This window comes from Streptomyces sp. NPDC029138, assembly GCF_055564375.1.
Window position 1 is genome coordinate 1 of the sequence record NZ_JBVHWM010000062.1, and the last position, 26,077, is coordinate 26,077.

General features: G+C 70.6%; 17 protein-coding genes and 6 pseudogenes. 14 read left to right on the plus strand and 9 right to left on the minus strand.

All coding sequences use genetic code 11. The annotated features are described in order from the left end of the window. The 3 genes and pseudogenes from ACZ4WH_RS33950 to ACZ4WH_RS33960 form a co-directional block, all read right to left on the minus strand. Window positions 1–262, minus strand: a pseudogene (locus ACZ4WH_RS33950) (MFS transporter); the annotation flags it as partial. Between the two features lie 8 nt (window positions 263–270). Further along, window positions 271–882: a flavodoxin family protein gene (locus tag ACZ4WH_RS33955; RefSeq protein WP_468188080.1), complete on the minus strand. Its 612-nt coding sequence runs from the start codon at window positions 880–882 to the stop codon at window positions 271–273. Window positions 883–1,056: 174 nt separating this feature from the next. Then, window positions 1,057–1,926, minus strand: a complete 870-nt coding sequence (locus ACZ4WH_RS33960) for an aldo/keto reductase (RefSeq protein ID WP_468188082.1) — start codon at window positions 1,924–1,926, stop codon at window positions 1,057–1,059. A gap of 624 nt (window positions 1,927–2,550) precedes the next feature. On the opposite strand from ACZ4WH_RS33960, the gene ACZ4WH_RS33965 reads away from it, so the two are divergent. Next, on the plus strand, window positions 2,551–3,102 hold the full coding sequence (locus tag ACZ4WH_RS33965) for an ion channel (RefSeq protein WP_468188084.1): 552 nt from the start codon (window positions 2,551–2,553) through the stop codon (window positions 3,100–3,102). Between the two features lie 142 nt (window positions 3,103–3,244). Here the strand turns inward: ACZ4WH_RS33965 and ACZ4WH_RS33970 are convergent. Next, window positions 3,245–3,902: pseudogene (locus ACZ4WH_RS33970) on the minus strand (LysR family substrate-binding domain-containing protein). 72 nt (window positions 3,903–3,974) lie between these two features. Between ACZ4WH_RS33970 and ACZ4WH_RS33975 the strand changes: the two are divergent. The 3 genes and pseudogenes from ACZ4WH_RS33975 to ACZ4WH_RS33985 form a co-directional block, all read left to right on the plus strand. Further along, window positions 3,975–4,219, plus strand: a pseudogene (locus ACZ4WH_RS33975) (Rid family hydrolase); the annotation flags it as partial. A gap of 200 nt (window positions 4,220–4,419) precedes the next feature. After that, window positions 4,420–4,755 (plus strand): annotated as a pseudogene (locus ACZ4WH_RS33980) (cupin domain-containing protein); the annotation flags it as partial. A 58-nt stretch (window positions 4,756–4,813) separates the two neighbouring features. Continuing rightward, on the plus strand, window positions 4,814–5,140 hold the full coding sequence (locus tag ACZ4WH_RS33985; protein WP_468188086.1) for a helix-turn-helix domain-containing protein: 327 nt from the start codon (window positions 4,814–4,816) through the stop codon (window positions 5,138–5,140). 142 nt (window positions 5,141–5,282) lie between these two features. Here the strand turns inward: ACZ4WH_RS33985 and ACZ4WH_RS33990 are convergent, their stop codons facing one another. Continuing rightward, window positions 5,283–5,537, minus strand: a complete 255-nt coding sequence (locus ACZ4WH_RS33990) for a hypothetical protein (protein ID WP_468188087.1) — start codon at window positions 5,535–5,537, stop codon at window positions 5,283–5,285. A 231-nt stretch (window positions 5,538–5,768) separates the two neighbouring features. On the opposite strand from ACZ4WH_RS33990, the gene trxB reads away from it, so the two are divergent. From trxB to ACZ4WH_RS34010, 4 genes and pseudogenes are all read left to right on the plus strand, one after another. Further along, window positions 5,769–6,740 (plus strand): thioredoxin-disulfide reductase, encoded by a 972-nt coding sequence (trxB, locus tag ACZ4WH_RS33995; RefSeq protein ID WP_468188088.1) that lies wholly within the window; start codon window positions 5,769–5,771, stop codon window positions 6,738–6,740. Window positions 6,741–7,285: 545 nt separating this feature from the next. After that, window positions 7,286–7,948, plus strand: a pseudogene (locus tag ACZ4WH_RS34000) (alpha/beta hydrolase fold domain-containing protein). Between the two features lie 376 nt (window positions 7,949–8,324). Next, window positions 8,325–11,987: a S8 family serine peptidase gene (locus ACZ4WH_RS34005; RefSeq protein ID WP_468188090.1), complete on the plus strand. Its 3,663-nt coding sequence runs from the start codon at window positions 8,325–8,327 to the stop codon at window positions 11,985–11,987. Between the two features lie 263 nt (window positions 11,988–12,250). Beyond that, window positions 12,251–12,672, plus strand: a pseudogene (locus ACZ4WH_RS34010) (transposase); the annotation flags it as partial. Between the two features lie 129 nt (window positions 12,673–12,801). Here the strand turns inward: ACZ4WH_RS34010 and ACZ4WH_RS34015 are convergent. Further along, on the minus strand, window positions 12,802–13,902 hold the full coding sequence (locus tag ACZ4WH_RS34015; protein ID WP_468188092.1) for a hypothetical protein: 1,101 nt from the start codon (window positions 13,900–13,902) through the stop codon (window positions 12,802–12,804). Between the two features lie 455 nt (window positions 13,903–14,357). Here ACZ4WH_RS34015 and ACZ4WH_RS34020 point away from each other — a divergent pair, with 455 nt between their 5' ends. Both ACZ4WH_RS34020 and ACZ4WH_RS34025 read left to right on the plus strand, forming a co-directional pair. Next, window positions 14,358–14,954, plus strand: a complete 597-nt coding sequence (locus ACZ4WH_RS34020) for a TetR/AcrR family transcriptional regulator (RefSeq protein ID WP_468188094.1) — start codon at window positions 14,358–14,360, stop codon at window positions 14,952–14,954. An 89-nt stretch (window positions 14,955–15,043) separates the two neighbouring features. After that, window positions 15,044–15,778: an NADPH-dependent F420 reductase gene (locus ACZ4WH_RS34025; protein WP_468188095.1), complete on the plus strand. Its 735-nt coding sequence runs from the start codon at window positions 15,044–15,046 to the stop codon at window positions 15,776–15,778. 121 nt (window positions 15,779–15,899) lie between these two features. On the opposite strand, the gene ACZ4WH_RS34030 is transcribed toward ACZ4WH_RS34025, so the two are convergent. Beyond that, entirely contained in the window at window positions 15,900–16,316 is a 417-nt protein-coding gene (locus ACZ4WH_RS34030) for an ester cyclase (protein WP_468188096.1), read from the minus strand. Between the two features lie 409 nt (window positions 16,317–16,725). Between ACZ4WH_RS34030 and ACZ4WH_RS34035 the strand changes: the two genes are divergently transcribed. Continuing rightward, window positions 16,726–19,524, plus strand: coding sequence for a multifunctional oxoglutarate decarboxylase/oxoglutarate dehydrogenase thiamine pyrophosphate-binding subunit/dihydrolipoyllysine-residue succinyltransferase subunit (locus ACZ4WH_RS34035; RefSeq protein ID WP_468188097.1), 2,799 nt, complete (start codon window positions 16,726–16,728; stop codon window positions 19,522–19,524). Window positions 19,525–19,776: 252 nt separating this feature from the next. After that, window positions 19,777–21,291: an SLAC1 family transporter gene (locus ACZ4WH_RS34040; RefSeq protein WP_468188099.1), complete on the plus strand. Its 1,515-nt coding sequence runs from the start codon at window positions 19,777–19,779 to the stop codon at window positions 21,289–21,291. A 157-nt stretch (window positions 21,292–21,448) separates the two neighbouring features. On the opposite strand, the gene ACZ4WH_RS34045 is transcribed toward ACZ4WH_RS34040, so the two are convergent. Beyond that, a complete protein-coding gene (locus ACZ4WH_RS34045; protein WP_468188101.1) occupies window positions 21,449–22,504 on the minus strand; it encodes a TDT family transporter in 1,056 nt (351 codons plus the stop codon). Window positions 22,505–22,897: 393 nt separating this feature from the next. Between ACZ4WH_RS34045 and ACZ4WH_RS34050 the strand changes: the two genes are divergently transcribed. After that, window positions 22,898–23,926, plus strand: a complete 1,029-nt coding sequence (locus ACZ4WH_RS34050) for a GlxA family transcriptional regulator (RefSeq protein ID WP_468188103.1) — start codon at window positions 22,898–22,900, stop codon at window positions 23,924–23,926. Between the two features lie 326 nt (window positions 23,927–24,252). Then, complete coding sequence (locus ACZ4WH_RS34055; protein ID WP_468188105.1) at window positions 24,253–24,654, plus strand: hypothetical protein; 402 nt, start codon at window positions 24,253–24,255, stop codon at window positions 24,652–24,654. An 89-nt stretch (window positions 24,655–24,743) separates the two neighbouring features. Here ACZ4WH_RS34055 and ACZ4WH_RS34060 read toward each other — a convergent pair whose 3' ends face one another. Then, window positions 24,744–26,072 carry an MFS transporter gene (locus tag ACZ4WH_RS34060; protein WP_468188107.1) on the minus strand — a complete coding sequence of 443 codons (1,329 nt, stop codon included), beginning with the start codon at window positions 26,070–26,072 and terminating at the stop codon, window positions 24,744–24,746. Window positions 26,073–26,077 lie beyond the last annotated feature (5 nt).

Sequence of the window (26,077 nt, forward strand, 5' to 3'; positions counted from 1 at the left end):
GGTCCGACACGGAACCGGCCACGAGGAGGGTGGCCAGCAGCGTCACCGCGTACACGGTGAACGCCGTGGTGAGCTGCCAGGCGGGGAAGCCCCATCCGCGCTGGTAGAGCACGAAGAGCGGGCTGCCGGCGCCGGCTCCGAAGGCGACGGCGATCGAGGCGATCACCACGCCCGCGGTGGCCAGGGGGCGACCGCGGCCGGACGGCGTCTCCTCGGGCCGCTTGTCCGGAGGGGCCGGGTGGGAGCCGGCCCACGAGGCCACACCGGCGCTCAGACCGCCGCGGAGAGGGCCCGGCGTCCGGCGCTCATCAAGGCCGCCTGCCGGGCGACGCGCTCGCCCAGGTGCTCGGCCGTGGCGATGTCCGCGTTGTGGACGGTGTCCGTCCCGCCATCCATCGGGGTCTGCGCGCCCGCTCCGCCCCAGAAGCCGAGGCGGTTCAGGTCGTGCTCGGAGGCGGAGGTGGAGTTCCAGCCCGGAGCCAGGCCCAGGCTGACCCAGAGCATCCGGTGCTGGGCGGCGAAGGCGGCGAAGAAAGCGAGGGTGTTGCTCTTGTCGCCGCTCTTGGAGGCCGAGTTGGTGAACCCCGCCGCCAGCTTGTCCGCCCACCGTCCCTCGGCCCAGCGGCCGCTGGTCGCTTCGGCGAAGGTGTGGAAGCCGGCCGAGGCGCCGCCCATGTAGGTGGGCGATCCGAAGACAATCGCGTCGGCATGGTCCAGCCCGTGCCACTGTTCGTCGGTCACGGCGGTCACGTCCACGAAAAGCACATCGGCGCCGGCCTGCGCGGCCCCGCGGCGGACCGCTTCGGCGAGCACGGCCGTGTGCCCGTAGCCGGAGTGGTAGGCGACGGCGACGGACGGGCGGACGGAGGACGGTTCGGACATGGAAGCTCCTGTGGGAGTGAGTGCTCGGGGGAGGCCGCATGCCTCCCGAGCTCTGGGAGGGGCGTCGCGGTCGTTCCGCGGCGACGCTGTGGGAGGGACACGGCCGGTCGGCCGGTCCCGGTGGCAAAGCCGCGCGGCGCGGTCCCGCGGGCGTCGGTTTCGGGTGTGGAGGTCTCAGCCCCGGGCGAAGGGGTCGCCCAGGGCCGCGTGATCGGCCTGCGTCAGCTTCAGTGCGGCAGCCGCCACGTTCTCCTCCAGGTGCTCGACCGAGGACGTGCCGGGGATCGGCAGCACGACCGGCGAGCGGTGCAGCAGCCAGGCCAGCGCCACCTGGGAGGGTGTGGCGTCCAGGTGGGCCGCGACGCGGGCGAGGGGACCGCCCGGCTGGGCCAGCTGCCCGGTGGCCAGCGGGAACCAGGGCAGGAAGGCGATGTCGTTCGCCTCGGCGTACTCCAGAACGTCCTCGGAGTCGCGCTGGGCGATGTTGTAGAGGTTCTGCACGGAGGCGACCGGCACGATGCCGCGGGCCCGCTCCAGCTCGTCGACGCCGACCTGGGAGAGTCCGACGTGGGCGATCTTGCCCTCGTCACGCAGTTCCTTGAGGACGCCGATCTGGTCCTCGAAGGGCACCGCGGGGTCGACGCGGTGCAGCTGGAACAGCGGAATGCGCTCCAGGCCCAGCCGGCGCAGGCTGGACTCCGCCTGCCGCCGCAGGTAGTCGGGCCGGCCGTTCGGCCGCCACTGCCCGGGACCGGGACGGGTGAACCCGGCCTTGGTGGCGATGACCAGGTTCTCCGGGTACGGGTGCAGTGCCTTGCGTAGCAGCTCCTCCGCCGTCTCGGGTCCGTAGGAGTCGGCGGTGTCGAACAGGGTCACGCCCAGTTCCACGGCGCGGCGCAGGACACGCACACCCCTGTCCTGGTCGGGGAAGGGACCCCACACCCCGGGACCCGTCAACTGCATGGTGCCGTAACCGAGTCGGTTGACCGCGAACTCGCCGCCGAGGGTGAACGACCCGGATGACTCCGCTGAGATGGTGCTCATGTCTCGTTGCCTTTCTCGTCCGGGCAGCCCGCGGTCGGGGCGGCCCCGGCACCATGGAGGTGCCGTGTTGTCTGTGCGTGTTCCATCGCAGCGCCGGCGACGGAATCGCCGAGGGGCGTGCACGGCCGCGTTTCACCCTGGTCGCGACACCTTGGTCGCGCCGGGGGAGCGGCCCGGAGTCGTCCACGCGCGGCGTCTGTCCGGCACCGGGCGCCCGGGCCGAGGAGTCACTTGACGACGCTGCCGTCGGTGTCCGCCGTCCTTATCCAGCCTGCCGTCGACGACCCGTTCGCGCGGCGCGAGCGGAACCGGGCCGGCGGGAGGCGTGGTGGACGGCGTCCGCCTCGGCGGACCGCGTGAGGACGGTCCGGTGTGTCACTGAGGCCATCACATCTCCCTGGCGACCGTGTGAAAGGGCGGGACCGGATGACGGCGCGCCGACGGGGCGCGGGCTTGTCCGAGGCGCTCCGCCGGTCCTGTGGCCCGCCGGTCGTCGGGCCACGCGCTTCCGTCCTGACCAGCATGAACGCCGTATGTGGATGCTTTGTGGATTCCTTCTTGGGTGCCCGCAGGGAACGCCCACCGCGACGCCCCTCCGCAGTGATGTGCCGGCCTCCCGGAACAGTGCCGCGAGTCACCGTCGCCACCCTGGGGCTTGGTGACATCACACCGGCCGCGGGGTGGCTTCGCCTGATCTCGCCGCTGGAGGCGCTTGTCGGCTTCGCGCTCCTGACGGCCACGGTCTCCTGGGTGCTCGAGGTGTATCCCGCGCTGACCCGCAGAAGGGTGCTGGCCGTCCGGCTGGCGCTCCTGCGCGACTCGGCTCCGAACGCCGACCAGATCGACAGCGTCACCGGGGCGCTGTTGCTGGAGAGCCTGGCCACCGAGGTGGCAAGGGTCCGTATCGACTTCACCCAGTACGCCGAGGCCTACTACTTCCATGACGGGGAGGATCGTTCCTCGCTGGCGGCCGTCCTTGGCTACGCCTCCGTCCTTGCCCTGCGCGGGCAGGCCGCACAGCGGCCGGACGTCCGACTGGCCGGCGGTCTGCTCGCCGCCGCGTTGAACGATCTCGCCACCGTCCTCGACGAGCGTTTCCTCCACACAGGCGGACCGTCGGCCGAGGTCTTCGCCGCCTACGCCGCCGACCATGGACGCAGCCTCACGCCCTCCTGACACCGCCCGAGTCCGGGTACGGGCTGCCGGGACGATTCGATCGCCCGTGGCTGAGTCGCGCCCCTTCCACACGTGCCAGGCGACCGTTCACTGTGAGGCGCAGCTGCCCGACGGCGTGCGGTCCTCCGCCGGGGGCAGCCCGTCAGGACCTGTCCGGCGGATCTTGGCTGATGGTCGCCAGCAGGCGTGTGACCAGGGGCTTGTGGTCATTGTGGCGCCAGGCGACGCCACTCGTGTGCGGGCGGTGCCCGGTTCGATCCTGCGGAAGGCGACGCCTTGAGGCGGATGCGCCGGATGCTCGCCGGGGCCAGGGAGACGCCCAGACCGGTCTCCACGAGGGCACACACGGTCTGCCACTCCACCGCGTGCTGGACCACCTGCGGTGTGAACCCCGGAGTACCGTCCTGAAGCCGAGCTCTGTCTCCTCGGTGGGGGGTTCGCGCAGCAGACCGATGTCGATGGTCTTGTCATGCAAGGCGGCGATCTGCGGAGCGCTGGTCATCTCGTGGATGTCCAGGTGTACGCCGGGGAACTGGTGACGGAAGGTGCGCAGCAGGCCGGGCAGGATCGTCAGCGCGAGGGAGGCGGCCCGGCCCTGCCACTGCCGACGCCCCGGGCCGCGGCCAGGCCGCCCGCGAGATCGGTGAGTGCCCGCCGGGCGGCGGGCAGCAGTTCGCTGCCGGCGGGGTCAGGGTGACACGCCCCGGGGCGCGGGTGAACAACGCGTGGCCGAAGTGGAGTTCCTCTGCGAGCACGACGAAGGCGTGCAGCTGCGGTAGGGGAAGTTCGGGGCGCTCCATACGCGCAGAGATATCACGTCATGCGGGCGTCCGTATTAGACGTATCACTGCTGGCCATTTAGCGTTCGGCGCATGACAGAGCGACGCGCGGTCCTCACCGGCTCGGCCTTGGAGGAGCGGATCGGCTATGCCCGTGCTGTGGTCGACGGCGACTGGGTGCATGTGTCCGGGACGACCGGGTTCGACTATGCCACCATGACGATCTCCGACGATGTGGTGGAGCAGACCGAGCAGTGTCTGCGCAACATCGAGGCCGCACTGGCCGAGGCTGCACCTTCGCCGACGTGGTACGCGTGCGCTACGTCGTGGCTGTCCGGGGTGTCCCGCATGTACAGGCCCACGATCTGCGGCGCTGCCCATACCGCCAGCGCCGTCCCCACGCCCAGCACGCACACTACGAGCGTGACCAGCCGCTGCTCATAGGCCCGACCGCCATCGGGCTGCGTCGTCCTGGCCCCGCTCGGCGGGAGCGCCGGGCACGGACGCGCCGACCTCTACCGGGCGGTAGGGGCCGGTGATGTCGACGGCGCGCAGTCCGGCGTCCTGGTTCCTGCCGGTCTCGACGGCCCTCTCCGCAGCGGCCGCGCCCGTCGACCTCTTCTGCGGTCACTACACCTGGGAGGCCGGCCCGGGACAGGTCCTGATGGACATGCTTCCCGACGTCGTCCACGTGTCCCTCGTGAATGGCGCGGACGCCGACCCCGAGCCCGCCGACACCGCCGGGCCCGGCAGCGCGGGGCGCCTCGGCAGGCTGGGGCCGCTCAGCGGTCTCATACGGGACGAGGCCGCCCGTGCTGCCCCCGGCGCCGAGGCGGTCCTCGACGCGCTGTGCGACGTCCTGCTGACGCTGGCCCTGCGAGGCCACCCCCGGACTCGGCCGGACGCTGTGGCTGGCCTCGGCCCAGGACGTGGTGCGCACCGTGACCGAGGCGGTGCTCGGCGACGCCGCCCACGACTGGCGCATCGAGGAGTTCGCCGGACCCGTCTCGATGTCCCGGGCGACCTTCATCCGCCATTTCGTCCGCGAGACCGGCATGAACCCGGGGGACTTCCTGACCCGGCTGCGCATGCTTCTCGCGGCAGACATGCTCACGCGGACCGACCGCTCGGTCCCCGCCGTCGCCGTCGCCGTCGCCGCCGTCGGCTACGCCTCGGAGTCCGCCTTCGGACGGGCCTTCCGGGTGACGACCGGTGACACACCGGCCCGGCTGCGCCGCGCGGCCCGCGCTCTGCGGTGAGCGCCTGGCCTCCCGGCCGCCGGCATGGCCGGGAGGTCCGTCCCCGTTCTCAGACGCGGGTGGACACGCTCGCCGGTGACTCCGGTGACTCCGGTGACTCGGATGGCTCTGGTGACTCGGATGGCTCTGGTGACTTGGATGGCTATGCTGACTCAGGAGACGCCAGGAAAGATTCCAGGGTCTGACTGAGGTTCGTCAGGAACAGGTGGCTGTCCTCAAGTTCGGCCAACTCCGCCCCGGACGGGCCGGCCTGTCGCCGGACGCGGTCCTGCTCCCGCAGGTTGTGCTCCAGATCGCGCGCGACCTCCACGCTGTAACGCACGGCGAGTCCGGAGAGCCGGGAGAGCCCGGACGATTCGAAGAGTTCGGAGAATCCGTCGGGATCGGATGCGGACATGCCTTCTCCTCCTTCTGGGCGGGCCCGTCTCGAGCCGTTCCACTCATGGAGGGCTCCGGTCATAAATGACCAGCCGGTCATTAGTGGGAACGATAGCCGTGCCTGACATGCAGGGCAAGTGCCGTCCATGGGCCCGGGAATGCGCACCCATGTCCTTGCGTTACGCCCCCGCAAGCCGATCAGGAGCGGCCAGGACGGTCGTAGGGGTCGGCCTGGGAGAAGGGCGGAGACGTGAGTGACGTCCGTAACGTGATCATCATCGGTTCAGGGCCCGCCGGTTACACGGCGGCGCTGTACAGCGCGCGTGCGTCGCTGGAGCCGCTGGTGTTCGAGGGCGCGGTCACCGCTGGTGGTGCGCTGATGAACACCACCGAGGTGGAGAACTTCCCCGGCTACCGCGACGGCGTCCTCGGGCCGGAGCTGATGGACAACATGCGGGCTCAGGCGGAGCGTTTCGGCGCCGAGCTAGTCCCGGACGATGTCGTCTCGGTGGACCTGACCGGCGAGATCAAGACCGTCACGGACACCGCGGGTACGGTCCACCGGGCGAAGGCCGTGATCGTCACCACCGGTTCGCAGCACCGCAAGCTGGGACTGCCCAACGAGGACGCCCTGTCCGGGCGAGGTGTGTCGTGGTGTGCCACGTGTGACGGGTTCTTCTTCCGGGAGCAGGACATCGCCGTGACCGGCGGCGGTGACACCGCGCTGGAGGAGGCCACGTTCCTGTCCCGCTTCGCCAGGTCGGTCACGATCGTCCACCGCCGGGCCACCCTGCGTGCCTCGAAGGCGATGCAGGAGCGCGCGTTCGCCGACCCGAAGATCAGGTTCGCGTGGGACAGCGAGGTCGCCGAGATCCAGGGCGGGGAGAAGCTGACCGGGCTGCGGCTGCGCAACGTCAGGACGGGCGAGCTGTCGGACCTGGCGGTGACGGGCCTGTTCGTCGCGATCGGCCACGATCCGCGTACGGCGCTGTTCCAGGGGCAGCTGGACCTCGACGAAGAGGGCTACCTGAAGGTGGCCTCACCGTCCACGCGCACCAGTGTGGCCGGCGTCTTCGGCGCCGGTGACGTGGTCGACCACACCTACCGCCAGGCGATCACCGCGTCCGGCACCGGCGCCTCGGCGGCGCTGGACGCCGAGCGCTTCCTGGCCGCGCTCGCGGACGCCGGGCAGGAGGCCGAGCCCGTCATGGCCGCGGTCTGACATCCACCGGCAGGACGGTGGTCGGCGCCGGGCCGAAGGCCGTGATCGAGCACGACCTCCGGGACTTCCTCACCGACTGACTCGACCGACTGACGCGACGGCGGCGCCAAGGTGTCGCACCGAACCCCCCGGTACGGCACGGCGCGCCGCCCCTGCCGTACCGGAGTCAGTACTCCCCTGTCATGTGTCGTGTCGCCGACGCGGCCGGTTACGAGGGTTGCACGAACTGCTGCTGCCCCCGCTCGGCCGTGTCGGCGCTCTCCCGCAGCGTTCACGCCCCGCCGAACCCGCCTGCCCTTGTCCAGTGGACAACATGCCCTCCCTCTTATCCACTGGGCAAGGAGGCGTCGTGCCCATTCACCCCTCACTCGTTCCCGTCGTGCAGTCCCTTCCCGAGGTCGACTGGATGGCCGACGTATGCGCTTCGCGTGCCGCGCTGGACGAGATGCGGGTGCCGGCGCCGCCGGACCCGCGCATAGAGGTCACCGATCGCCCCGTGACTAGCCCGACGCCAACCGCATGACGGTGCGGATCTACCGACCGAGCTGTTCCGTCGCCCCGTCGCCGCTGCTGCCGTGGTGGTGTCGGTCGATTACCGGCTCGCGCCCGACCATCCGTTCCCGGCCGGATTCGAAGACGCCTACCAAGCGCTGATATGGGCAGTCGAACACGCCGGTGAACTGGGAGCCGACCCCACCCGGGTCGGAGTCGCCGGCCACTTGGCAGGGGCGGCGCTGGCAGCCGCCGTCGCGCTGGCGGCCCGGGACCGCAAGGGCCCGGAACTCAATTACGTCTTCCTGGGCTGACCCGTCCTGGACAACGACCCGCGGACGGCACCGTACGAAGACATCGACGACGCCAGGCTCTGGAACGATTCCCAGGCCCGCGCCATGTGGTCCATGTATCTCGCCGAACCGGCCTCCGATGTGTCTCCGTACGCCGCCCCGGCGCGGGCTGCCAGTCTGGAGGGCCTACCTCCCACCTACGTCAGCGTGCACGGCCACGACCCGCACCGCGACGAGAGCCTGCGGTTCGTCGAGCGCCTCGCGGCGGAAGGCGTCCTCGTCGAAGCGCACCTCGTCCCCGGCGCACCGCACATGGCCGACGTCTACGCACGCGACGCGCCCGTCGTCGCCCGCGCGGTCACCGCCTGGACCCAGGCCCTTGCCCAGGGGCTGCACACTCCCCTCCGCGGCGGGCAGCACTGAGGTGACCGCCGCGAGCCTTCACTGAAGCCGTGAACGGCGTCCGCGGGCGCGTCCGCGCCCTGCGCGAGTTACTCAAGTCCCCCCAGCTGCCCCAGTTTTGGAGGAATCTTGGCAGCACAAAAACACGCACTGTACAGGCAAGTGACCAAAGTATTCAAGTGCTTTACACGGCTCAGCGAAGGGTGGTCGGATTCGATCGATCACTGACCATGGAGGACATGTGTACGTCCCTCTTGCTCGAACATGCGCGGCGTCGGTGGCTTCGCTTCTCGTTGCCGCCCTGGCCGTTCCGACAACAGCCCATGCTGCCGAGTCTCCGCCGCCTCCCCACGTCTCCCCTGCTGAGCACAGCGGTTCCCGGAGCGCGCCGCTCGCGGTGACGTTGATCACCGGTGACAAGGTGACGGTGACGCGCGGGCCGGGGCAAGCCGTGTCCGTGGAAGCGGTCGAGCGTCCGCATGGCGCCGCCGGATCGGTGCGTGTCGCCGTGGAGGACGGTGACACCTACGTGTACCCGGACGAGGCCATGGCCTACGTCGCGACCGGCCGGCTCGACAAGCAGCTCTTCAACGTCACCCAGTTGGTGGCCCAGGGCTACGACGACGCGCACACCGGCGTCCTCCCCCTGATCGTGACTCGCTCGCAGGGTACGTCCACTGCCAGGGCCGAGACCGAGCTGCCCGGTGCCAGGACCACGCTGAAGCTTCCGTCCGTCGGGGCGGAGGCCGTGCACGCCCAGCGCTCGAAGGCCGCAGCCTTCTGGTCGGCTCTCACCGGCACAGCGGGCCAGGGCGCCTCGCGGTCGACGCCGCGCGCCGACGGCGGTCCGGACGCCGCCGTACCGTCGTTCGCCGCCGGCGTCGGCAAGGTGTGGCTCGATGGCAAGGCACGGGCGGACCTGGCCGACACGACGGCGCAGATCGGTGCTCCGCGGGCATGGGGTGCGGGAGGCACCGGCGCGGGCGTGCGCGTCGCCGTGCTGGACTCCGGGGTCGACACCTCCCATCCCGACCTCGCCACCCGCCTTGTGGGATCCCGGAGTTTCATCGCGGGTGAAGACGTCGTCGACCGGTACGGCCACGGCACGCACACCGCCTCCACCGTCGCCGGTACCGGTGCTGCCTCCGGCGGGAAGGAGCGTGGCGTCGCTCCCGGCGCCGATCTGCTGGTGGGCAAGGTTCTGGACGACACCGGGTCCGGCCCGATGTCGGGGATCATCGCGGGTATGGAGTGGGCGGCACGGACCGAGCACGCCAAGGTGATCAACATGAGCCTGGGTACGGCGGTGTGGCACACGCAGGACGATCCCCTCAGCCAGGCGGTCAACCAGTTGAGCGCCGAAACGGGAGCCCTTTTCGTCATCGCCGCGGGCAACGCCGGGAACAGCCCGTACAGCGTGAGCTCGCCGGGAACCGCGGACGCCGCCCTGACCGTCGGCGCGGTGGACACCTCCGACCACCTCGCCGGCTTCTCCAGCACCGGACCGCGGCTGAACGACGACGCCCTCAAACCCGACATCACCGCGCCCGGCGTGGATGTGCTGGCCGCACGCTCGCACTACGCGCAAGGCGGCGAAGGCTACTACGTCACGGAGAGCGGCACCTCCATGGCCGCTCCTCATGTCGCCGGGGCAGCGGTCCTGCTGGCCCAGAAGCATCCGCGGTGGACCGGTCAGGACATCAAGGACGCCCTCATGGGCACCAGCGTGCCGACCCCCGACTACAGCCCCTACCAGGCGGGCGCCGGACGCCTGGACGTCGCCGCCGCCTACCTCCGGGACCAGGTCGTCGCGAGCGGATCGGTGGATGCCGGCCTCGTTCCCTGGTCGCCGGACCAGAAGCGCGAACCGAGCAAGCGGACTATCACCTACCGCAACACCACCGACAGCCCCGTCACGTTGCAGCTCTCGGTCGACCGCGGCACCTCGCCCGCCGGAGTGTTTACACTGGCCGTCTCCCACGTCACCGTACCGGCGCGAGGCACCTCCACGGTCGGCCTCGTCGCCAACCCAGCGGGGCTGGCGCCCGGCCAGTACGCCGCCCAGGTCACCGCGCGCTCCACGGACGGCGCCGTCCACACGGCCGTGGGACTGTCCGTCGAGTCCGAGAAGCACGACCTGACGATCCACCTGAAGGACCGCTCCGGCAGGCCCGTCGGCAACGACGTCGAGATCACCGGCGCCGACGGGAAGACCACCGTGATGTGGGTGCCGGACGGCACACTCACCGTCCGCATGGCCCCCGGCTCGTACACGATCGTCTCCACCCTGGACGTGGAGGGGCGCCACGGCTCCCACTCCCTCGGATACGCGGTACTGACCGCGCCCGAGGTCGAGCTGACGGGCGACCGGGACGTCGTACTCGACGCGTCGCGCATACGCCGGGTCAAGGTGGCGACACCCAAGCCCACGTCCGTCACCACCAGCAGGGTCGATCTCTTCCGCTCCTTCACCTCGAGTGAGCCGACGCCGCGCGATGGACAAGCCCTGCACGAGATCCTCATGCCCTCGGCCGCCTACGACAGCCTGTGGGCCCTCCCCACCAACGACACGGTGAAAAAGGGCAGTTTTGTCTTCACCACCCGGTTCCGGGCCGAGCAGACGCCCCTGAAGATCACTTACGGCGGGCACACCCTTGACGACACTCTGCTGGTGCAGCCGGGAAGCCGCCAGTTCCCGGACGGCACCACCCACGCCGACGCCGTCTTCGCCGGCACCGGCACGGCGGGCGACTACACCGGCCTGGCCGTCGACGGAAAGGCCGTGGTCGTCCGCGGCAGCGCGGAGGTGGCACCCACGGACCAGGCAGCCGCGGCGCGCAGCGCTGGTGCGGCGATGCTCCTGGTGGTCAACGACGGCGACGGCCGCGGGACCAACTGGTACGGCGAGCCGGACGGCAAGACGACCGGGCAGATCCCCGTCGCCTCGCTCACCGAGGACGAGGGCGAAGACCTGATCAAGAGGATCAGGGACGAGAGAGGGAACCGGGTGCGACTGGCGGTCGAAGCGCACCCCTCGCCGGAGTACCTGTACGACCTCGCCGACTACCATCAGGGAGGGGTGCCGGACGACCCTTCCGCGGCGACGGACCCCGGCAGTCTCGCCCGCATCGAGAACGACTTCGCTCCGCCCGCCGGCAAGCAGGTCACAGAAAGCCGGGAGGACAGCCCGCCGTACGAATACTGGCCGGCCGCCTACCCGTACGCCGGGTTCGGGATGACGCGCGTGCCCCCGTTCCCACGCGAGCCGGTCGCCCCGGGACACCGCACCGACTGGGTGTCCGCCGGACACGGCGTCAAGTGGCAGCAGTACGCGGCCGTCGACGGCTGGTCGACCTTCACGGACGTGGTCGGCTACCGGCCGCGCAGCGTGCACAACGAACGCTGGTTCGGCCCCGTCACACGGCCGCGCATGGTCAGCTTCGAGGTCCCGCACCGGGTCGGGAACGCCCTGGGCGGCACGCTCGCGGGCTTCGGCGACGGAGGATCCGCCCACAGCGGTGACACGAACATGATGTCGCGAACCTTCGCGCTCTACCAGGGAGACGAACTGCTGATGCGCAACGGGCCACGGCCCGACTTCGGGGTGGGCGATCTGGCGCCGCGGAAACTGCCGTACCGGCTCGTCGCCGACACGCGGGTGAACAACGGCCTCCTGCCCTACTCCACCACCACGCACACCGAGTGGACCTTCCTCTCCGGCAACGCGGACGATCAGACTATCCCGCTGGTCCAGCTCGACTACGGAGCGGACGTTGACGCCGCGGGGCGGGCCAAGCGCACGTCGGTGTTCTCCGTCACGCCCGTCGTCGTCGGCAGCGACGCCGCCCAGGACGCGGTCTCCTCGGTCAAGCTCGAAGTCTCCTACGACGACGGGGTGTCGTGGCGGCGGCAGGACCTGAAGCGGAAGAACAAGGACGCCTGGCAGACGCCGCTGCACGCCCCGGCCCGGGCCGGCTACGTGTCCTTGCGCGTCACCGCGAAGCAGCGCAACGGCGGCGGCATCACACAAACCATCACCCGGGCCTTCGGCCTCCGATGACCCTCACCGAGCGGCCGGCGCCCGACCCCTCGCGCGGCGTGGGCGCCGGCCGTTCCTCCGCCGTGTTCGTGGCGGTCCTGCGAGAGGGAGGCAACGGGGAGCCCGGAAGGCAGTCCCTGGTGGCGACGACACGGCCGCGACGAGGCTACCGTTCTCGTCGCCGCCATCAACGAGTGGTTGTGACGTACTGGTCCGACGACAACTCGAACACCCGTACTCGCCGACCGCAGGTGGGATTGACGGTCTCACGGACCGGACGTATCCCCAGTTTGGTCATGCACGTCTTGTCCGACGCGAACGGACTTCCCCTACGCGTCGGCCTCTCTGCGGCCACCACCCACGACAGCCTCGGACTGAAGCCGTTGGTGGCCCACTTCCACATAGGACACGAATCCCGCAGCGACCGTTTCAAACCCCAGCGGCTGCATGCCGACAAAGCCTACGACCTTCCTGACTTGCGGCAATGGCTTCACAGTCAGCGCACATCGGCGTCCGTATCGCCCGCAAGGGAATCGACTCAAGCGAACGACTGGGCCGCCGGCGGTGGGGCATCGAGCGCACGATCTCCTGGCTGACCGGCTGCCGACGCCTGTCACCCCGCTACGAGCGCCACCACCGCAACTACCTGGCCTTTCTCGGCCTCGCTGCAACCCTCTGCTGCTACAAACGCTTCCTGAAACTGACCATGCAGGACACGGTGTTGGGCCGCCATAATCGCCATGCCCCGTCGGCCGGCCCGGAAAGGCGCCCCCGACCAGCTCGCCACGACCTAACCTCGGCGTCCGCGTCCGCGCCCGGAATGGCGCCCGCGCGCTCAGGCGTCGCTCGTGGCGGCGTCGGCCCGCTGTGCTTCCGGATCGGTCCCGGTGGACGCCGGGGTGAGTTCCAGGGTGGTCGGCGGGGTGGGTTCGACGGTGGTCGGCGGGGTGGGTTCGACGGTGGCCGGCGGGGCGGGTTCGAGGGCGGCCGGCGGGGTGAGTTCCATGGTGGCCGACGGCGCCGGGCGGTCACGGCGCACGTCCGCCACGATCAGGGCCACCACGGCCGCCGAGCCCGCCAACTCCAGCAAGGACTGCACCGTGTTGAGCGGGGAGTCCAGCAGGGCGGCCGTCCCGGCGAGGCCCCACAGCTTGGTGAAGGCGATCGGCATCATGAACAGGGCCAGCCCGACGGAGAACCCGGTCGCACTGGGCCGGCGCTTGGCGGCCAGCACCATGCCCACTCCGCACAGAACGGTCAGACAGGCCCACTGCCACGGCGACGAGACACCGAGCACCGCGCGGCCGCCCCCCCTGCCGACGAGGAGATCCGCCAGCGCGTGGGGTCCCACCTGTACAGCCGTCAGGACGTTGCGGCAGATGTAGAAGACGTTCAGCACGGCGAGAAGGGTGCACGAGGCCGAGGCGGTGACCTTCACCGGGCGGATTCCGCCGGAGCGGCTCTCCTCGTCCGCGGCCGCGTCACGCTCGAGCCCGCGCACCAGGAACAGGAGGCCCCCCTGGGCGAGGGCCACCAGGATCGCGAGGACGCAGCTGACGCCGGCCGCGGTGAGCGAGGGACCTTCCAGGCCGCCGAACCAGGGGTCGGACTCGGAGTCGAGCAGCATGTACCAGACGACCGGCGCCCGGAACACCACGGTCGTGACGCACGCGGTCACCAGCAGGCCGCCGGCGCCTCGTACCCGCAGCAGAAACCCGCAGGCGGCGCCGAGTTGGAGCGCCGCCAGGCCGAGGTCGAGTGCGGTCGTCGCCGAGAGCCCGGAGAGCGGGCCGTTGGTCCACGCGGACCACATGAGCGGCAAGCCGCGGTCGGCGACGTCGTACAGGAGCCAGAACGCCGTCTGTACGAAGAGCAGCACGCTCAAGGGGCCCACGGCGAGCCGCGCTTGCTTGATCGACACTTCTGGACGGTTCATGGCTCTCCTCGGAGCTGCATGGCGAGGTCGTGACGTGCGGTCGGCGACGCGGCGGGAGCCTGCCAGTCCGAGGAGGCCCCTCGGCCCGCACCGGAGCGGTGAACACGCACGCGTACGTCCGCACAAGGGGAGACGGCGGCATGGCGTCTCAACAACCGGTTCAGGAAGGGCACTTGGGGTGCTCGGCTCGTGCGGCGTGCGGTATGTGGATCAACGCCCGTCGGCGTCGGCGCGTGATCCTAACATGGCAGTTGAAGCTTGAACTTAGTTGAACGGCGTGTCAACCAGGGGCTGGGCTCGCGGTGGTGGCCGGCCGAAGGAGGCACGCTGCCGACACAGTACGGAGATGGCAGCGCGGCGGTTTGACCGGAGGCTGCCTCCGCTTTATGCTCGCACCCAGTGCGGAGACATCCTCCGTTTTGTTGGCCGCAGGGTCGTACGAGGCAGGAGGACGTATGGGGGCCAAGGAGCAGCAAGGGCGCCGACCCCGCGCGGACGTCCAGCGCAACCGTGCGGCCCTCCTGGAAGCGGCCCAGCGTCACTTCCTGAGGTATGGCGTCGGCACGTCGCTGGAGGCGGTGGCCAAGGACGCGGGCGTCGGGCCCGGCACGTTGTACCGGCACTTTCCCACCCGGGAGGCGCTGCTGGCGGCCGTGCTCCAGGCGCGCTCCGAGGAGTTGATGGCCCGCCAGGCGGAGATCGCCCAGCTCGGCGACGCCGCCGAGGCGCTGGTGCGGTGGCTGCGGGCGATGGAGGAGTACTTCAGCGCCTTCAGCGGGCTGCCGGAACCGCTCATGGCCGCGGCGAGGGCGCACGAGCCGGACAATCCGCTCACGGTTCCCTGCGACACTCTCATCGCCACCACCGACGAGTACGTGCGGGCCGCTCAGCTCGCGGGACACGTGCGCCCGTCGGTGAAGGGGTACGACCTCTTCCTCGCGGCCTGTTCCGTCGCCTGGATCAAGGGCACCGGTGCCACCGACGAAGAGTCGCTCGATCGTCTCCGCGTGCTCATCGAAAGCGGATACCGCGAGCGCAACGACGAGGCGTAGTCCACCGGGCGCCAGGCCAGTGGCCTCAGTCGCGCGGCCATCACCATCTTCCACCCTCAGGGGTGGTGCGACCTTCAAAGGGATAAATCATGAGAATTGCTGTCATCGGTGCGGGAGCGATCGGGGGCAATCTGACCCGCAAGCTCAGCGCGGCCGGTCATGACGTTCAGGTGGCGGTCGGCCGGGGCCCCGAGGCCGTCCCGGACCACGTCCTGGAGTTCGGAGCCCGCGCGGTGACTGTTGCGGCCGCCGTCCAGGACAAGGACGTGATCATCCTGTCCATCCCCTTCGGTCGGGTCCCGGAACTGGCCGATGTGCTCGCCTCCGTACCCGGCGAGACGGTGGTCATCGACACCTCCAACTACTACCCCCATCTCAACGGGCGCATCGACGCGGTGGACAGCGGACAGGTGGAGAGCCTGTGGGTCACCGAGCAGCTGGGACGGCCTGTGGTCAAGGCGTGGAACGCCGCCCTGGCCGGCACCCAGCAGACCAAGGGCGTACCGGCGGGGACCCAGGGCCGCATCGCCATCCCGGTCGCGGCCGACTCCGATGAGGCACGGCGCGTGGCCATGCGCCTCGTGGACGACACCGGCTTCGACCCCTTCGACGCCGGTGTGCTGGCCGACTCCTGGCGCCAGCAGCCGGGCACGCCCGCCTACTGCACCGAGCTGAGCATCGAGGACCTGGGACCGGCCCTGGCCGCGGCCGACCGGGCCGAGGCACCGCGCACGCGTGAGCGTCTGATGGAGCGCTTCGCCGCCCTCACGTCCACCCCCACCCTGGACGAGATCGTCGAAATCAACCGCTCCGCCCACCGCTGACATCCCCGCACTGCGCCGAGCCCCTGGAACGCCCGTCGCTGTAGAGGATCGTGGGTACCGGTGTCGATGCTGATGAGTTCATGTGCGGTATCACCTGATGACAGTCAGGTGTCGATCAAGGTCATGCGTCAGCCAGGCCCAGCTGACGCAGCATGCCGAGTTCGTCGCTGCTGCCCCAGCGTTCGACGATCCTGCCGTCGCCGTCGAAGCGGCTGATCTGCATGCCCCGGTAACTCACCTTCTTGCCGGTCGCCGGCCGGCCCATCAGCGGTCCCAGATGTGTCCCGCTGATCACGTAGGCGAAGGCCACCTCGTCGTCGGTCGCCACCAGGTGCTCCACCTCGAGGTGCAGGTCGGGGAAAGCTACTCGTAGGTCCCTGAACATCGCCTTGTACCCTTCGGGCCCCTGGGCCTGCCCTGGAGCGGGGTCATGATCGACGGAATCAGGTGCGACGAGGGCGTCGAGGGCGTCGAGGTCGCCGGTGACGACGGCTTCTCCGAAAGCGGTCTGTGCGGCGATGTTCGCCTGCTGCGCCATGGGCACTCCCGGGCGTGTGCGGGGCACCGGCTCGTTCGTCGGCTGAGAGGTCCGCACCTACGCCGTATGCCGACCGTACATCGGCTGCTCGCCCCCAGCATGTCTACACGGCAGGCGTCCGACGAGGCGGGGCTGCCGGCCGACGTGGCGCACCGAATCTCCTGGCCACCAGTGCGGGCCTCTCCTGGCCACCAGTGCGGGCCGATGTCCTGATACGAGGCTGATGTGGCCCGAAGGACCATCCGTCCCCGTCCTCTCCCGGATCTATCGTCGTCAACGCGACGTGGTCGCACAGGCTGGTCTGTGAAGCGGGCGCCGGATCCGGGGACACAGGACACGTGGGGCAGACGACCGTCAGGACCGCGCCGGAACCGTAGGGCTTCGCACAGGGAAGAAGGCGTTCCACGCCATGGCCTCGCAATCAGACACCGCTCGAACCGTGGTTCACGGGCTGGATTTCGGACTCAACGCATGGGTCGTGGACGAGCAGCGGCAGCGTTACCTGCACGACCCGGGCTCGGTCGAGGCGACGTGGAGGGACTTCTTCGCGACCCCGGCGGCCCCGGCCGTCGCGGCCTCCTCGCCGGTTCCAGCCGCCGCGGGCACGTCAGCCGCCCGGCAGGCTCGCGCCGTCATCTCTCCGGAGTACCAGGACGGCGACGAGGCGGCGCTCAGGGCGGTCCGGGTCGCGGCGCTCATTCACGCCTATCGCGCGCGCGGCCACTTGACGGCCGGCACGGACCCGCTCACCTCGCGGCCCGCTGCCGCCCATCCGGAGCTCGACATCGCCCAGTTCGGACTCGACGACGCGGACCGGGCGCAGAACGTCGCCGTGGACGGATTCGCCGGGCATGCCACGATGACACCCGATGAAGTACTGGGCGCTCTGCGGGAGTTCTACTGCGGCAGTGCCGGGGTCGAGTACATGCACATCCAGGACTCCGGCGAACGCCGCTGGATCCAGCAGCGCGTCGAGAACGCGCGGCGCCGGCCGGACCGTGCCCGGCAGCTGCGAATCCTCTACCGGCTGGGGGCCGCGGAGGTCTTCGAGACGTTCCTCCAGACCAAGTACGTGGGCCTCAAGCGGTACTCGCTCGAAGGCGGCGAATCGGCCATCGTGCTGCTCGACGCCCTATTGCACAGTGCCATCGAGGACGGTGTCGCGGAGGCCGTCATCGGAATGGCACACCGCGGCCGGCTCAACGTCCTGGCCAACATCATCGGCAAGTCCTACGCCCAGATCTTCGGCGAGTTCGAGGACACGGAGGACCTCGGGTCCGTGCAGGGTTCGGGGGACGTGAAGTACCACCTCGGCGCGGAGGGCACCTACCGAACCCTGGACGGCGGTGCGATCGCCGTCTCGGTCGTGGCGAACCCCTCGCACCTGGAGATCGTGGGGCCGGTGGTCCAGGGAGTGGTGCGCGCCAAGCAGGACATGGCCACAGCACACAGCGGACCCGCTCGCGTCCTGCCGGTCGTCGTCCACGGAGACGCGGCGTTCGCCGGCCAGGGCGTGGTCGCCGAGACCCTGAACATGTCGCAGTTGCCCGGCTACCGCACGGGCGGGACGGTTCACGTGGTCGTCAACAACCAGGTCGGCTTCACCACATCGCCCGCCCACGGCCGCTCCAGCACCTACGCCACCGATGTGGCACGGATGGTCCAGGCCCCGGTCTTCCACGTCAACGGCGACGACCCGGAGGCCGTCGACCGCGTCGCGCGGCTGGCCTTCGACTACCGCCAGACGTTCCACAAGGACGTCGTGGTCGATCTGGTCTGCTACCGGCGCCACGGGCACAGCGAGGTCGACGACCCGTCCATCACGCAGCCGGCGATGTACGACCGGATCGAGGCCAAGGCCTCGGTGCGCACGCTGTACGCCGAGGCGCTGGTGGCCCGCGGGGACATCGGCGAGCGGCAGGTGGACGGGGCCCGCCGCACCTACCGCGACCACCTCCAGAGGGCCTTCGCCGAAACCCGGACACGGCCCGCTCCCCATCCCGCCGACCCTCACACCGAGGCGGGCCAGAAAACCGCGCCACGCATGGTCCGCCGGACGGTGACCGCGATCGACGAGGCGACTGTCCGGCAGATCATCGACTCGCAGACCGACCTGCCGCAGGGCTTCACCGTGCACCCGCGCGTCCTGCCGCAGCTGCACCGGCGTGCGGCGGTGCTCGAGACCGGCACGGTCGACTGGGCCACCGCGGAGACACTGGCGATCGGTTCGCTGCTGCTGGAGGGCGTCCCGGTGCGGCTGGCCGGGCAGGACTCGCGGCGCGGTACCTTCGGCCAGCGCCACGCCGTCCTGACCGACCGGCGCACCGGCGCGGAGCACACACCGCTGCACTCCCTCGGCCCCCGGGCCGCAGGTTTCGCCGCGTACGACTCGATGCTGTCCGAGCTGGCGGCGCTGGCCTTCGAGTACGGCTACGCGCTGGCCCGCCCCGAAGCCCTCGTGCTGTGGGAGGCCCAGTTCGGCGACTTCGCCAACGGCGCGCAGACGGTCGTAGACGAGTACATCGCCTCGTCCGAGCAGAAGTGGGGCCAGCGCTCCCCAGTGACCCTCCTGCTGCCCCACGGCCTGGAGGGACAGGGCCCGGACCACTCCTCGGCCCGGATCGAGCGCTTCCTGCAACTGTGCGGGCAGGACAACATGACCGTGGCCATGCCCTCCCTGCCGGGCAACTATTTCCATCTGCTCAGGCAGCAGGCGCTGGGCGGCGGCAGGCGGCCGCTGGTCGTCTTCACCCCGAAGTCGATGCTGGGGTCGAAGGCGGCCACCTCCGCCCCGGCCGAGTTCACCCAGGGCGGCTTCCGACCGGTTCTGCCGGATGACGCGGCGGACCCGGCCCGCGTCAGGCGCGTGCTGCTGTGCTCGGGGAAGGTCTTCTACGACCTTGACGCCCACCGGCACGAGACGGGCTCGACCGATACGGCGATCGTCCGCGTGGAACGTCTCTACCCGTTCCCCGACGAGGAGATCGCGGCGGAACTCGCCCGCTTCCCTGCGGCTGCGGACGTGCGGTGGGTGCAGGAGGAGCCGGAGAACCAGGGTGCGTGGTCCTTCGTCGCGCCGCGTCTGTACCGGATGGCGGGACGCGCGGTGGAATGCGTGAGCCGGCCCGAGGCACCCGCGCCCGCGGTCGGCTCGGCCCGCCGGCACGGCGCGGAGCAGAAGGCTCTTGTGACATCGGCCTTCCAGTGAACACCGGCACGTGCGGTGCGCATCGGCTGCCCACTGCGCATCCGCCGAGACCACGGCGACACCGAGGAGGAGATGGACCTCGCGCTGCACCGGCTCGGCACGCCTCCTCCTCGACCGGTCCGAAGACACCGGTGACGACGGCCCCGGCCACAACGGTCCGCGGTACCCGGCGATGTTCCAAGCCGTCCCCGGCCTGCGTATCGCGGCTCCCCGTGAAATGCTTCTACCGCGAGAGCGGCCGGAGGGCGCGTCATGGCCAAGGAGATCACCTGCCGCAGAATCGACGAGCAGACGCCTTCCGAGGACGGCGAGGTCGGCGAGCGGGTGCTGGTCGACCGGGTCTGGCCGGAGGGCATGCGTCGGCGAGGGGCACCTCTCGACGAGTGGCTGCGGGAGGTCGCGCCGTCCGCCCAGCTGCACCGCTGGTACGGCCACAACCCGCTGCAATTCGGTGAATTCCGTCGCCGCTATCTCACCGAACTGGGTGATCAACGGCACCGACGGGCGGCTGCCCGACTACGGGACCTGGCCGATCACCGCAGCCTCACCCTACTGACCGCCGCCCAGGACATCGGCCACAGCCATGCCGCGGTCCTCGCCGAATGGCTCGCCGACCCGGGTCACCGCGATGCGCGGCATCCCGATGCTGACCGTCCCGAGCCCTCACGGACCGGTCCCGGTCCCCGACCGCCCGGATACCGCGCAGCCGTCTCCACCGCGGTGGCCGACCTCAACGCGGGGGCCCTCGCGTTCGTGATGGGCACCGGCATCGTCTCCACGGCCCTGTACGTCAACGGCGCCGGCACCGCCTCCGTCGCACTGCTGTGGGTGGCCCTGGCCGGCTTCGCGGTACTGGTGCCCGCCTACGGCTGGCGGCTGCTGCGCCGACGCGAGCGGTTCGTCGCGGATCTCGTCGGGCCGCGCGGCTTCGCCTTCCTCACCCTCGCCATCTCCTCCAACGTGCTGGCCGCGCGCCTCGTGCCGGACGGCCACCTCGCGGTCGCAGGGGCGTTCCTGGCCTTCGGGACGCTGGGTTGGGTGGTGCTGGACTACGGCATTCCGCTCGCGCTGATCACGACCTTGAAGCGGGGCCCAACGCTCGACCAGGTGAACGGCACCTGGTTCCTGTGGGCGGTGGGATCGGAGTCGGTGGCGGTCGCGGCGGCCTCGCTGGCCCGGGTGGCCCCGGGATACGGGCTTCCTGCGCTTGCGGTGGTGTGCTGGTCCGTAGGTCTGGTGCAGTACCTGCTGACCGCCGCGATCGTCCTGGCCAGGCTGCTGGCCCGACCGGTGCAGCCGGAAGGCCTCATGACGTCCGTCTGGATCTTCATGGGGGCGGCGGCGATCACTGTGCTCGCCGGCGTGCGGCTGATCGCGCTCCCGGCCGGCGGCACGATGCTCTCGCGCCCGCTCCTCGTCGGGTCGTCTGTCGTCCTGTGGTCGTTCTCCAGCTGGCTGATCCCGCTCCTGCTGGCCCTGGGCGTGTGGCGGCACGCGCTGCGCCGGATTCCGCTGCGCTATGAACTCGGCTGGTGGAACCTCGTCTTCCCGGTCGGCATGTATGCGGTCACCACGCACGAGCTGGGACGCGCGACCGGTACGTCCTGGATGACGAGCCTGGGCCGCTGGGAGGTCTGGATCGCCGCAGCGTTCTGGGCCGTCGTGTTCGCCGCCATGGTGGCCACCAAGCTCCGGCCCCGCCACACGACCGCACATGGGCCCGCCGCCGACACGGGGCAGGCAGCCGGCCCGCAGAGCACGGTCTGAGGGAACGGGGAGCTACGGATCCCGAGTGAGCCCGGGATTGCCTGTGCTCCCCGTCGATCTGGACATGTGGCAGGCCGTGCGGTGGCCCGATGCCTCTTTCCCTGTGTTCCGCCCCGCTGTCGCGACCCGCGTCACGCCGGGCGGCACCCGGGCCCTGTCATCGGCGTGCGTGCTCACGTTGCCGGGCAGCGGCGTGGCGCAGGGAGTGCCAGGTGACCACCACCCAGGCGACGGCAAGCACGGCGTACAGGACAACGGCAAACCAGACGAACAGGAGCGAGCCGGTACGGGCGGCGAGCGCGCTGGTGGCGGTGACGCAGGCGCCGAGGGGGAAGATGAAGGACCACCAGGTGGGTGCGAAGGGCAGCCCCCTGCGGACCTCCCGCACGGTCAGTGCCGTGGCCAGTACCAGCCACAGCAGGGCGAAGCCCCATATCCCGAGCCCGCCCAGCAGCGCCGCGACCGCGCTGCCGCGCGCGTACGGGCCGGGCAGCGCGCTCGGCGCCGCCGTGGCCAGCGCACCCAGCGCCGTCACCGCCTGGTCCAGCGCCCCCACGCCGATCCACACCGTGGGCACCACCGCACCGCTGGGCGCGTCATGGTGCACCAGGCGGCTGTACACCATGGCCAGCACCAGCAGGACCGCGATCAGCCCGAGCCCGAGCATCGCGTAGCAGCCCAGGAGGAGAGCCAGCCGTACCTGCCCGGCCGGCGCCCGCGGGACGAGCAGCGCGCCCGTCGCGGCGGAGACCATCGGCGGCACCACCGGCAGCAGCCAGCCGCCGAACGCCGCGTCCGGTGCGAAACGGTGCCGCGTGACCATCAGGTACGGAACCGTGCAGGCGGTGACGAGGCCCAGCACCGTACCGGCGGACCACAGCACCCAGTCCACATCCACCGCCGCACGCTCTCCGATCAGCCGCCGGCCGAGCAGCAGCGTCCCGGCGCCGACGGTGAGCAGCGCTATCGGCGGCGTTCCGAAGAACTGGGCCAGTACCGGATCACCCGCATGCACCCGCAGCATCCGCTGTCCGGCATAGCTGCCGGCCAGCACGATCAGCAGCAGCGCTGTGCCCGCCCAGACCACCGTGGCGGCCTCGCCGAGACCGGGGAAGCTGCGCGGCAGGGTGGCGGCCGCGACGGCCACGATCCCGCTGCCCATGACGGCCGCGAACCAGCTGGGACCGAGCCGCCCCCGCTCCCTGCCGTTCACCTCGGCCGGCCGGTCACGGGCATGTGGAGACCGTTTCGCGACCGGGCCGCCCTGGGACGGGACCGCTCGACTGGTACGGGAGGGGGGTGCCACGGCGCGTAGTGCCTTCTCTTCTCGTGTCGGATTCGTCACCGCCCACGATCAGCGACGGTGACCGGCCGACCGGCCGGACCGCACCCAGCAGCTGACGGGGCGCGGCCAAGACCGTCGGCCCGTTCGCACCTCCGAAGCTATGGCGCAGCACGGGCCGCGTCACAGAACAGCACGCGCCAAGACGCCCTCACACCAGGACATCGGGGCCCTGTGCGGGGCCGTCACCCCCATCGAGTGGGTTTGGTAATCAAACCCGAAGTGATTACGGTGGAGGAAGTCCGTTCAGCCAGGAGGCGCACGATGAAGGACAAGCCGTCAGGCAGAAGGCCGCTGCTGGTGACCGTGCTGGTCTTCCCTGGCGTACGCCTGCTCGACGTCACCGGCCCGATCGAGGCTTTCGCGACGGCCGACGAATTCGGCGGCCGTTACCGCGTGCGCATGGTCTCTCCGGACGGCGCCGACGTGGTCACCTCGGCCGGCACCGGACTGCACGTCGACCTGGCTGCCGCGCAGGTGCACGATGCCAGCGACGTGGTCATCGTCCCCGGCGGCCCCGAGTGGCCCTCCCTCATCAAGGACGACGCCCTGCTGGACGCCGTAAAGGCGCTCGACGCACGCAGCCGCCGCACCGCGTCCGTCTGTACCGGCGCCTTCCTCCTCGCCGCGGCCGGACTGCTCGACGGACGCAGAGCGACCACGCACTGGCGCTTCGCCGACCAGCTCGCCCTGCGCTACCCGCAGGTGACCGTGGAGGCTGACGCCCTGTTCGTGCGAGACGGCCACATCATGACCTCCGCAGGCGTCAGCTCGGGCATCGACCTCTCGCTCGCCCTGATCGAAGAACACCTCGGCGCGGACGTCGCCCGCGCTGTGGCGAGGGACATGGTCGTGTTCATGCAGCGGCCGGGAGGCCAGTCGCAGTTCAGCGTCCGTACCCACACCCCCCGCGCACGACAGGAGATGCTGCGCCGGGTCCTGGACACAGTCGCCGAAGATCCGTCCGCCCCACACACCCTTGCCACCATGGCGCGCCGGGCGGGTGTGAGCACCCGTCACATGACGCGCCTGTTCCACGACGAGATGACCACGACCCCGGCCCGCTATGTCGAGCAGGTCCGCATGGAAGCCGCTCAGGCGATGCTGGAAGACGGCGACGACCCCATGGCCACGGTGGCCCGGCGCACCGGCTTCGGCTCACCGGAGTCGCTGCGCCGTGCCTTCACCCGCAACCTCGGCATCACACCCGGGACCTACCGGGCACGCTTCCGCACCACGCACACGGCGGCGACGGCCAGCGTGTCTGACGTCCTGGAGGCATCCGGCCGGTAGAGGTAATCGCCGACCCCGGACGGACCCGTCAGCCCGACCGAGCCGGGTGAGGCCAACCAGGTGAGGCCGACCATCAGGCTTCCTCGATGGTCCGCCCGGGCATTGGCGCCGCGAGCGCGGCCTCCATGGGGGCGCGCCGAAAGGGCCTGAGAAGTACTGCGTCTCTACCCCTCGCAAACCAGGCAGTGCCGCCGTACGCGGTCCTGGTCGACTGACCCCGCACCGCACCGCATCCAGCTGAAGTGGCTGAAGTGGCTGAAGTGGCGAGAGCTGCGGCCCGGCGGCAGCCTGGGAGGGTCCATCGAGCGACAGGACGGGAGACACACATGACCTCCGTACTCCGTCACCACTGCCTTCGTACGCTCGGCGCCGGTGCCCTCTCCGTGGCGCTGCTCTCCGGCGGGACGACCGGGGCCCTGGCCGCCAGCCCGATTCCCGGCACCATGGCCTCGATCACCGTGAAGGCCGACAAGACCGAGGCGAAGGCCGGGGACAAGGTGACGTTCACCGGCCGCACCAAGGGCCTGATGACCGGCTCCCCGCTCGTGCTCCAGCACGAGAAGTCCGGCAAGTGGACGTCGCTCAGGGCGACCGCCAAGGTCAAGAAGGGCAGCTCGTACGCCCTGATCGCCAAGCTCGACACCAAGGGTGCCGAGCATCTGCGGATCGCGGGCGCGAGCGAGTCCGGGAAGGTCTACTCGCCCACCGTGACGGTCAAGGTGAAGTGAGCCCGCACATCAGCAGGTCCACGACCGTCCTGTTCGTGTGACTGTGACGGAACGGGGGGCCAGGCATCCGGGCCCCCCTCGCGTTCGTTTCAGGCGGGTTTGGCCTTCTCTGAGGCCGTCCCGGGTGGTGGTGCGTCGGCTTTCGGAGGGGTGGTCGAGGTGGGTGTCTCGGGCGCGAGGGGCGGGGGCGGGGGTAGGTCCGGAGCTGGCGTTCGCAGCGATCGCACGCCGGGAGACAGGAGCGCGGCAAGGGTGGCGGCGACGATCAGGCCCGCGCACACCAGCAGCATCCGGTCGGTGCCGAACGTGTCGGCGGCGGGTCCTGCCAGGGCGAGGCCGAGCGGGGCGAGAGCGAGAGAGCCGAACCAGTCGTAGGAACTGACCCGGGACAGGGTCTCCTCGGGGACTTCACGCTGCATGGTGGTGGCCCACAGCACGCCGAAGAAGTCCAGGCTGACACCGGCGGCGAAGGCACCCGCGGCGACCACCCACACCGGTGCGCCGGCCCCGAGCAGGGCCGGGGGTGCGGCGGTGGGCAGGGTGAACAGGACCGCCGCGAGGATCGGCCGGCTGAAGCGGGTCCGGGCCGCGGCCCCGGCGCCCGCCACGGCTCCCAGGGCCTGGGCTGCGACCACCAGCGACCAGGCACGGGCCCCGCCGAAGTGCGCACGCGCCGCCAGTGGTCCCAGCACTGCGGCGTTGGCGTTCATGGCGGCGACCACGATCGCGTACTGGACGACGACCACCCACAGCCACTGGTGCGAGGTGAACTCCTGCCAGCCCTCGCGCAGGTCGCTCCATCCGGAGCTGGACTTGCGCGGGCGGCGGACCAGTCGTAGCGAGGAGGTGAGTGCGGCGCTGATCAGGAAGGACAGGCCGTTGAGGGCCAGCGCCCAGCCGGCGCCGACCCATGCCACCGTCACGCCTGACAGGGCCAGTCCCAGCAGGAGCGAGGTGTTGGTGCCCACCCGCAGGAGGCCGTTGGCTCGCTGGAGAACATCGGCGGGCACCAACTGCGGGATCACCCCGTCCATCGCGGGAGAGAAGAGGGCGGTCGCGATGCCTGCCGTGGCGGCCAGCGCGCACAGCCCGGCGACAGGGGCGTGCCCGCTGAGCACCATCACGGCGAGTCCGCCGTAGGAAAGGGCACCCAGTACGTCCGAGGCAGCCATCAGCCCGGAACGGGAGACCCGGTCGGCGATCACGCCACCCACCAGGACCAGCGCGAGCTGCGGAACCGCCTGACACGCGACGACAAGCGAGAGTTCTGCCGGGGTGGCGCCGGGCAGAGAGAGCACCGCAAAGGCGAGCGCGACCCGGGCGAACCCGTTGCCCAGGACGGAAATGATCCGGGCAAGCGTAAGACGTACGAAAGCGGCGTTGCGCAGCAAAGAAGGAGCACGCTCAGCGACGGACATGAACG

Excerpts from the sequence above, each read along its gene's own strand:
- ACZ4WH_RS33990 (WP_468188087.1), bottom strand. The coding sequence starts at position 5,537 with ATGTCCGCATCCGATCCCGACGGATTCTCCGAACTCTTCGAATCGTCC.
- ACZ4WH_RS34060 (WP_468188107.1), bottom strand. The coding sequence starts at position 26,072 with ATGTCCGTCGCTGAGCGTGCTCCTTCTTTGCTGCGCAACGCCGCTTTC.
- ACZ4WH_RS34055 (WP_468188105.1), top strand. The coding sequence starts at position 24,253 with ATGACCTCCGTACTCCGTCACCACTGCCTTCGTACGCTCGGCGCCGGT.
- ACZ4WH_RS34035 (WP_468188097.1), top strand. The coding sequence starts at position 16,726 with ATGGCCTCGCAATCAGACACCGCTCGAACCGTGGTTCACGGGCTGGAT.
- ACZ4WH_RS34020 (WP_468188094.1), top strand. The coding sequence starts at position 14,358 with ATGGGGGCCAAGGAGCAGCAAGGGCGCCGACCCCGCGCGGACGTCCAG.
- ACZ4WH_RS34050 (WP_468188103.1), top strand. The coding sequence starts at position 22,898 with ATGAAGGACAAGCCGTCAGGCAGAAGGCCGCTGCTGGTGACCGTGCTG.
- ACZ4WH_RS34015 (WP_468188092.1), bottom strand. The coding sequence starts at position 13,902 with ATGAACCGTCCAGAAGTGTCGATCAAGCAAGCGCGGCTCGCCGTGGGC.
- ACZ4WH_RS34030 (WP_468188096.1), bottom strand. The coding sequence starts at position 16,316 with ATGGCGCAGCAGGCGAACATCGCCGCACAGACCGCTTTCGGAGAAGCC.
- ACZ4WH_RS33960 (WP_468188082.1), bottom strand. The coding sequence starts at position 1,926 with ATGAGCACCATCTCAGCGGAGTCATCCGGGTCGTTCACCCTCGGCGGC.
- ACZ4WH_RS34025 (WP_468188095.1), top strand. The coding sequence starts at position 15,044 with ATGAGAATTGCTGTCATCGGTGCGGGAGCGATCGGGGGCAATCTGACC.
- ACZ4WH_RS33955 (WP_468188080.1), bottom strand. The coding sequence starts at position 882 with ATGTCCGAACCGTCCTCCGTCCGCCCGTCCGTCGCCGTCGCCTACCAC.
- ACZ4WH_RS34040 (WP_468188099.1), top strand. The coding sequence starts at position 19,777 with ATGGCCAAGGAGATCACCTGCCGCAGAATCGACGAGCAGACGCCTTCC.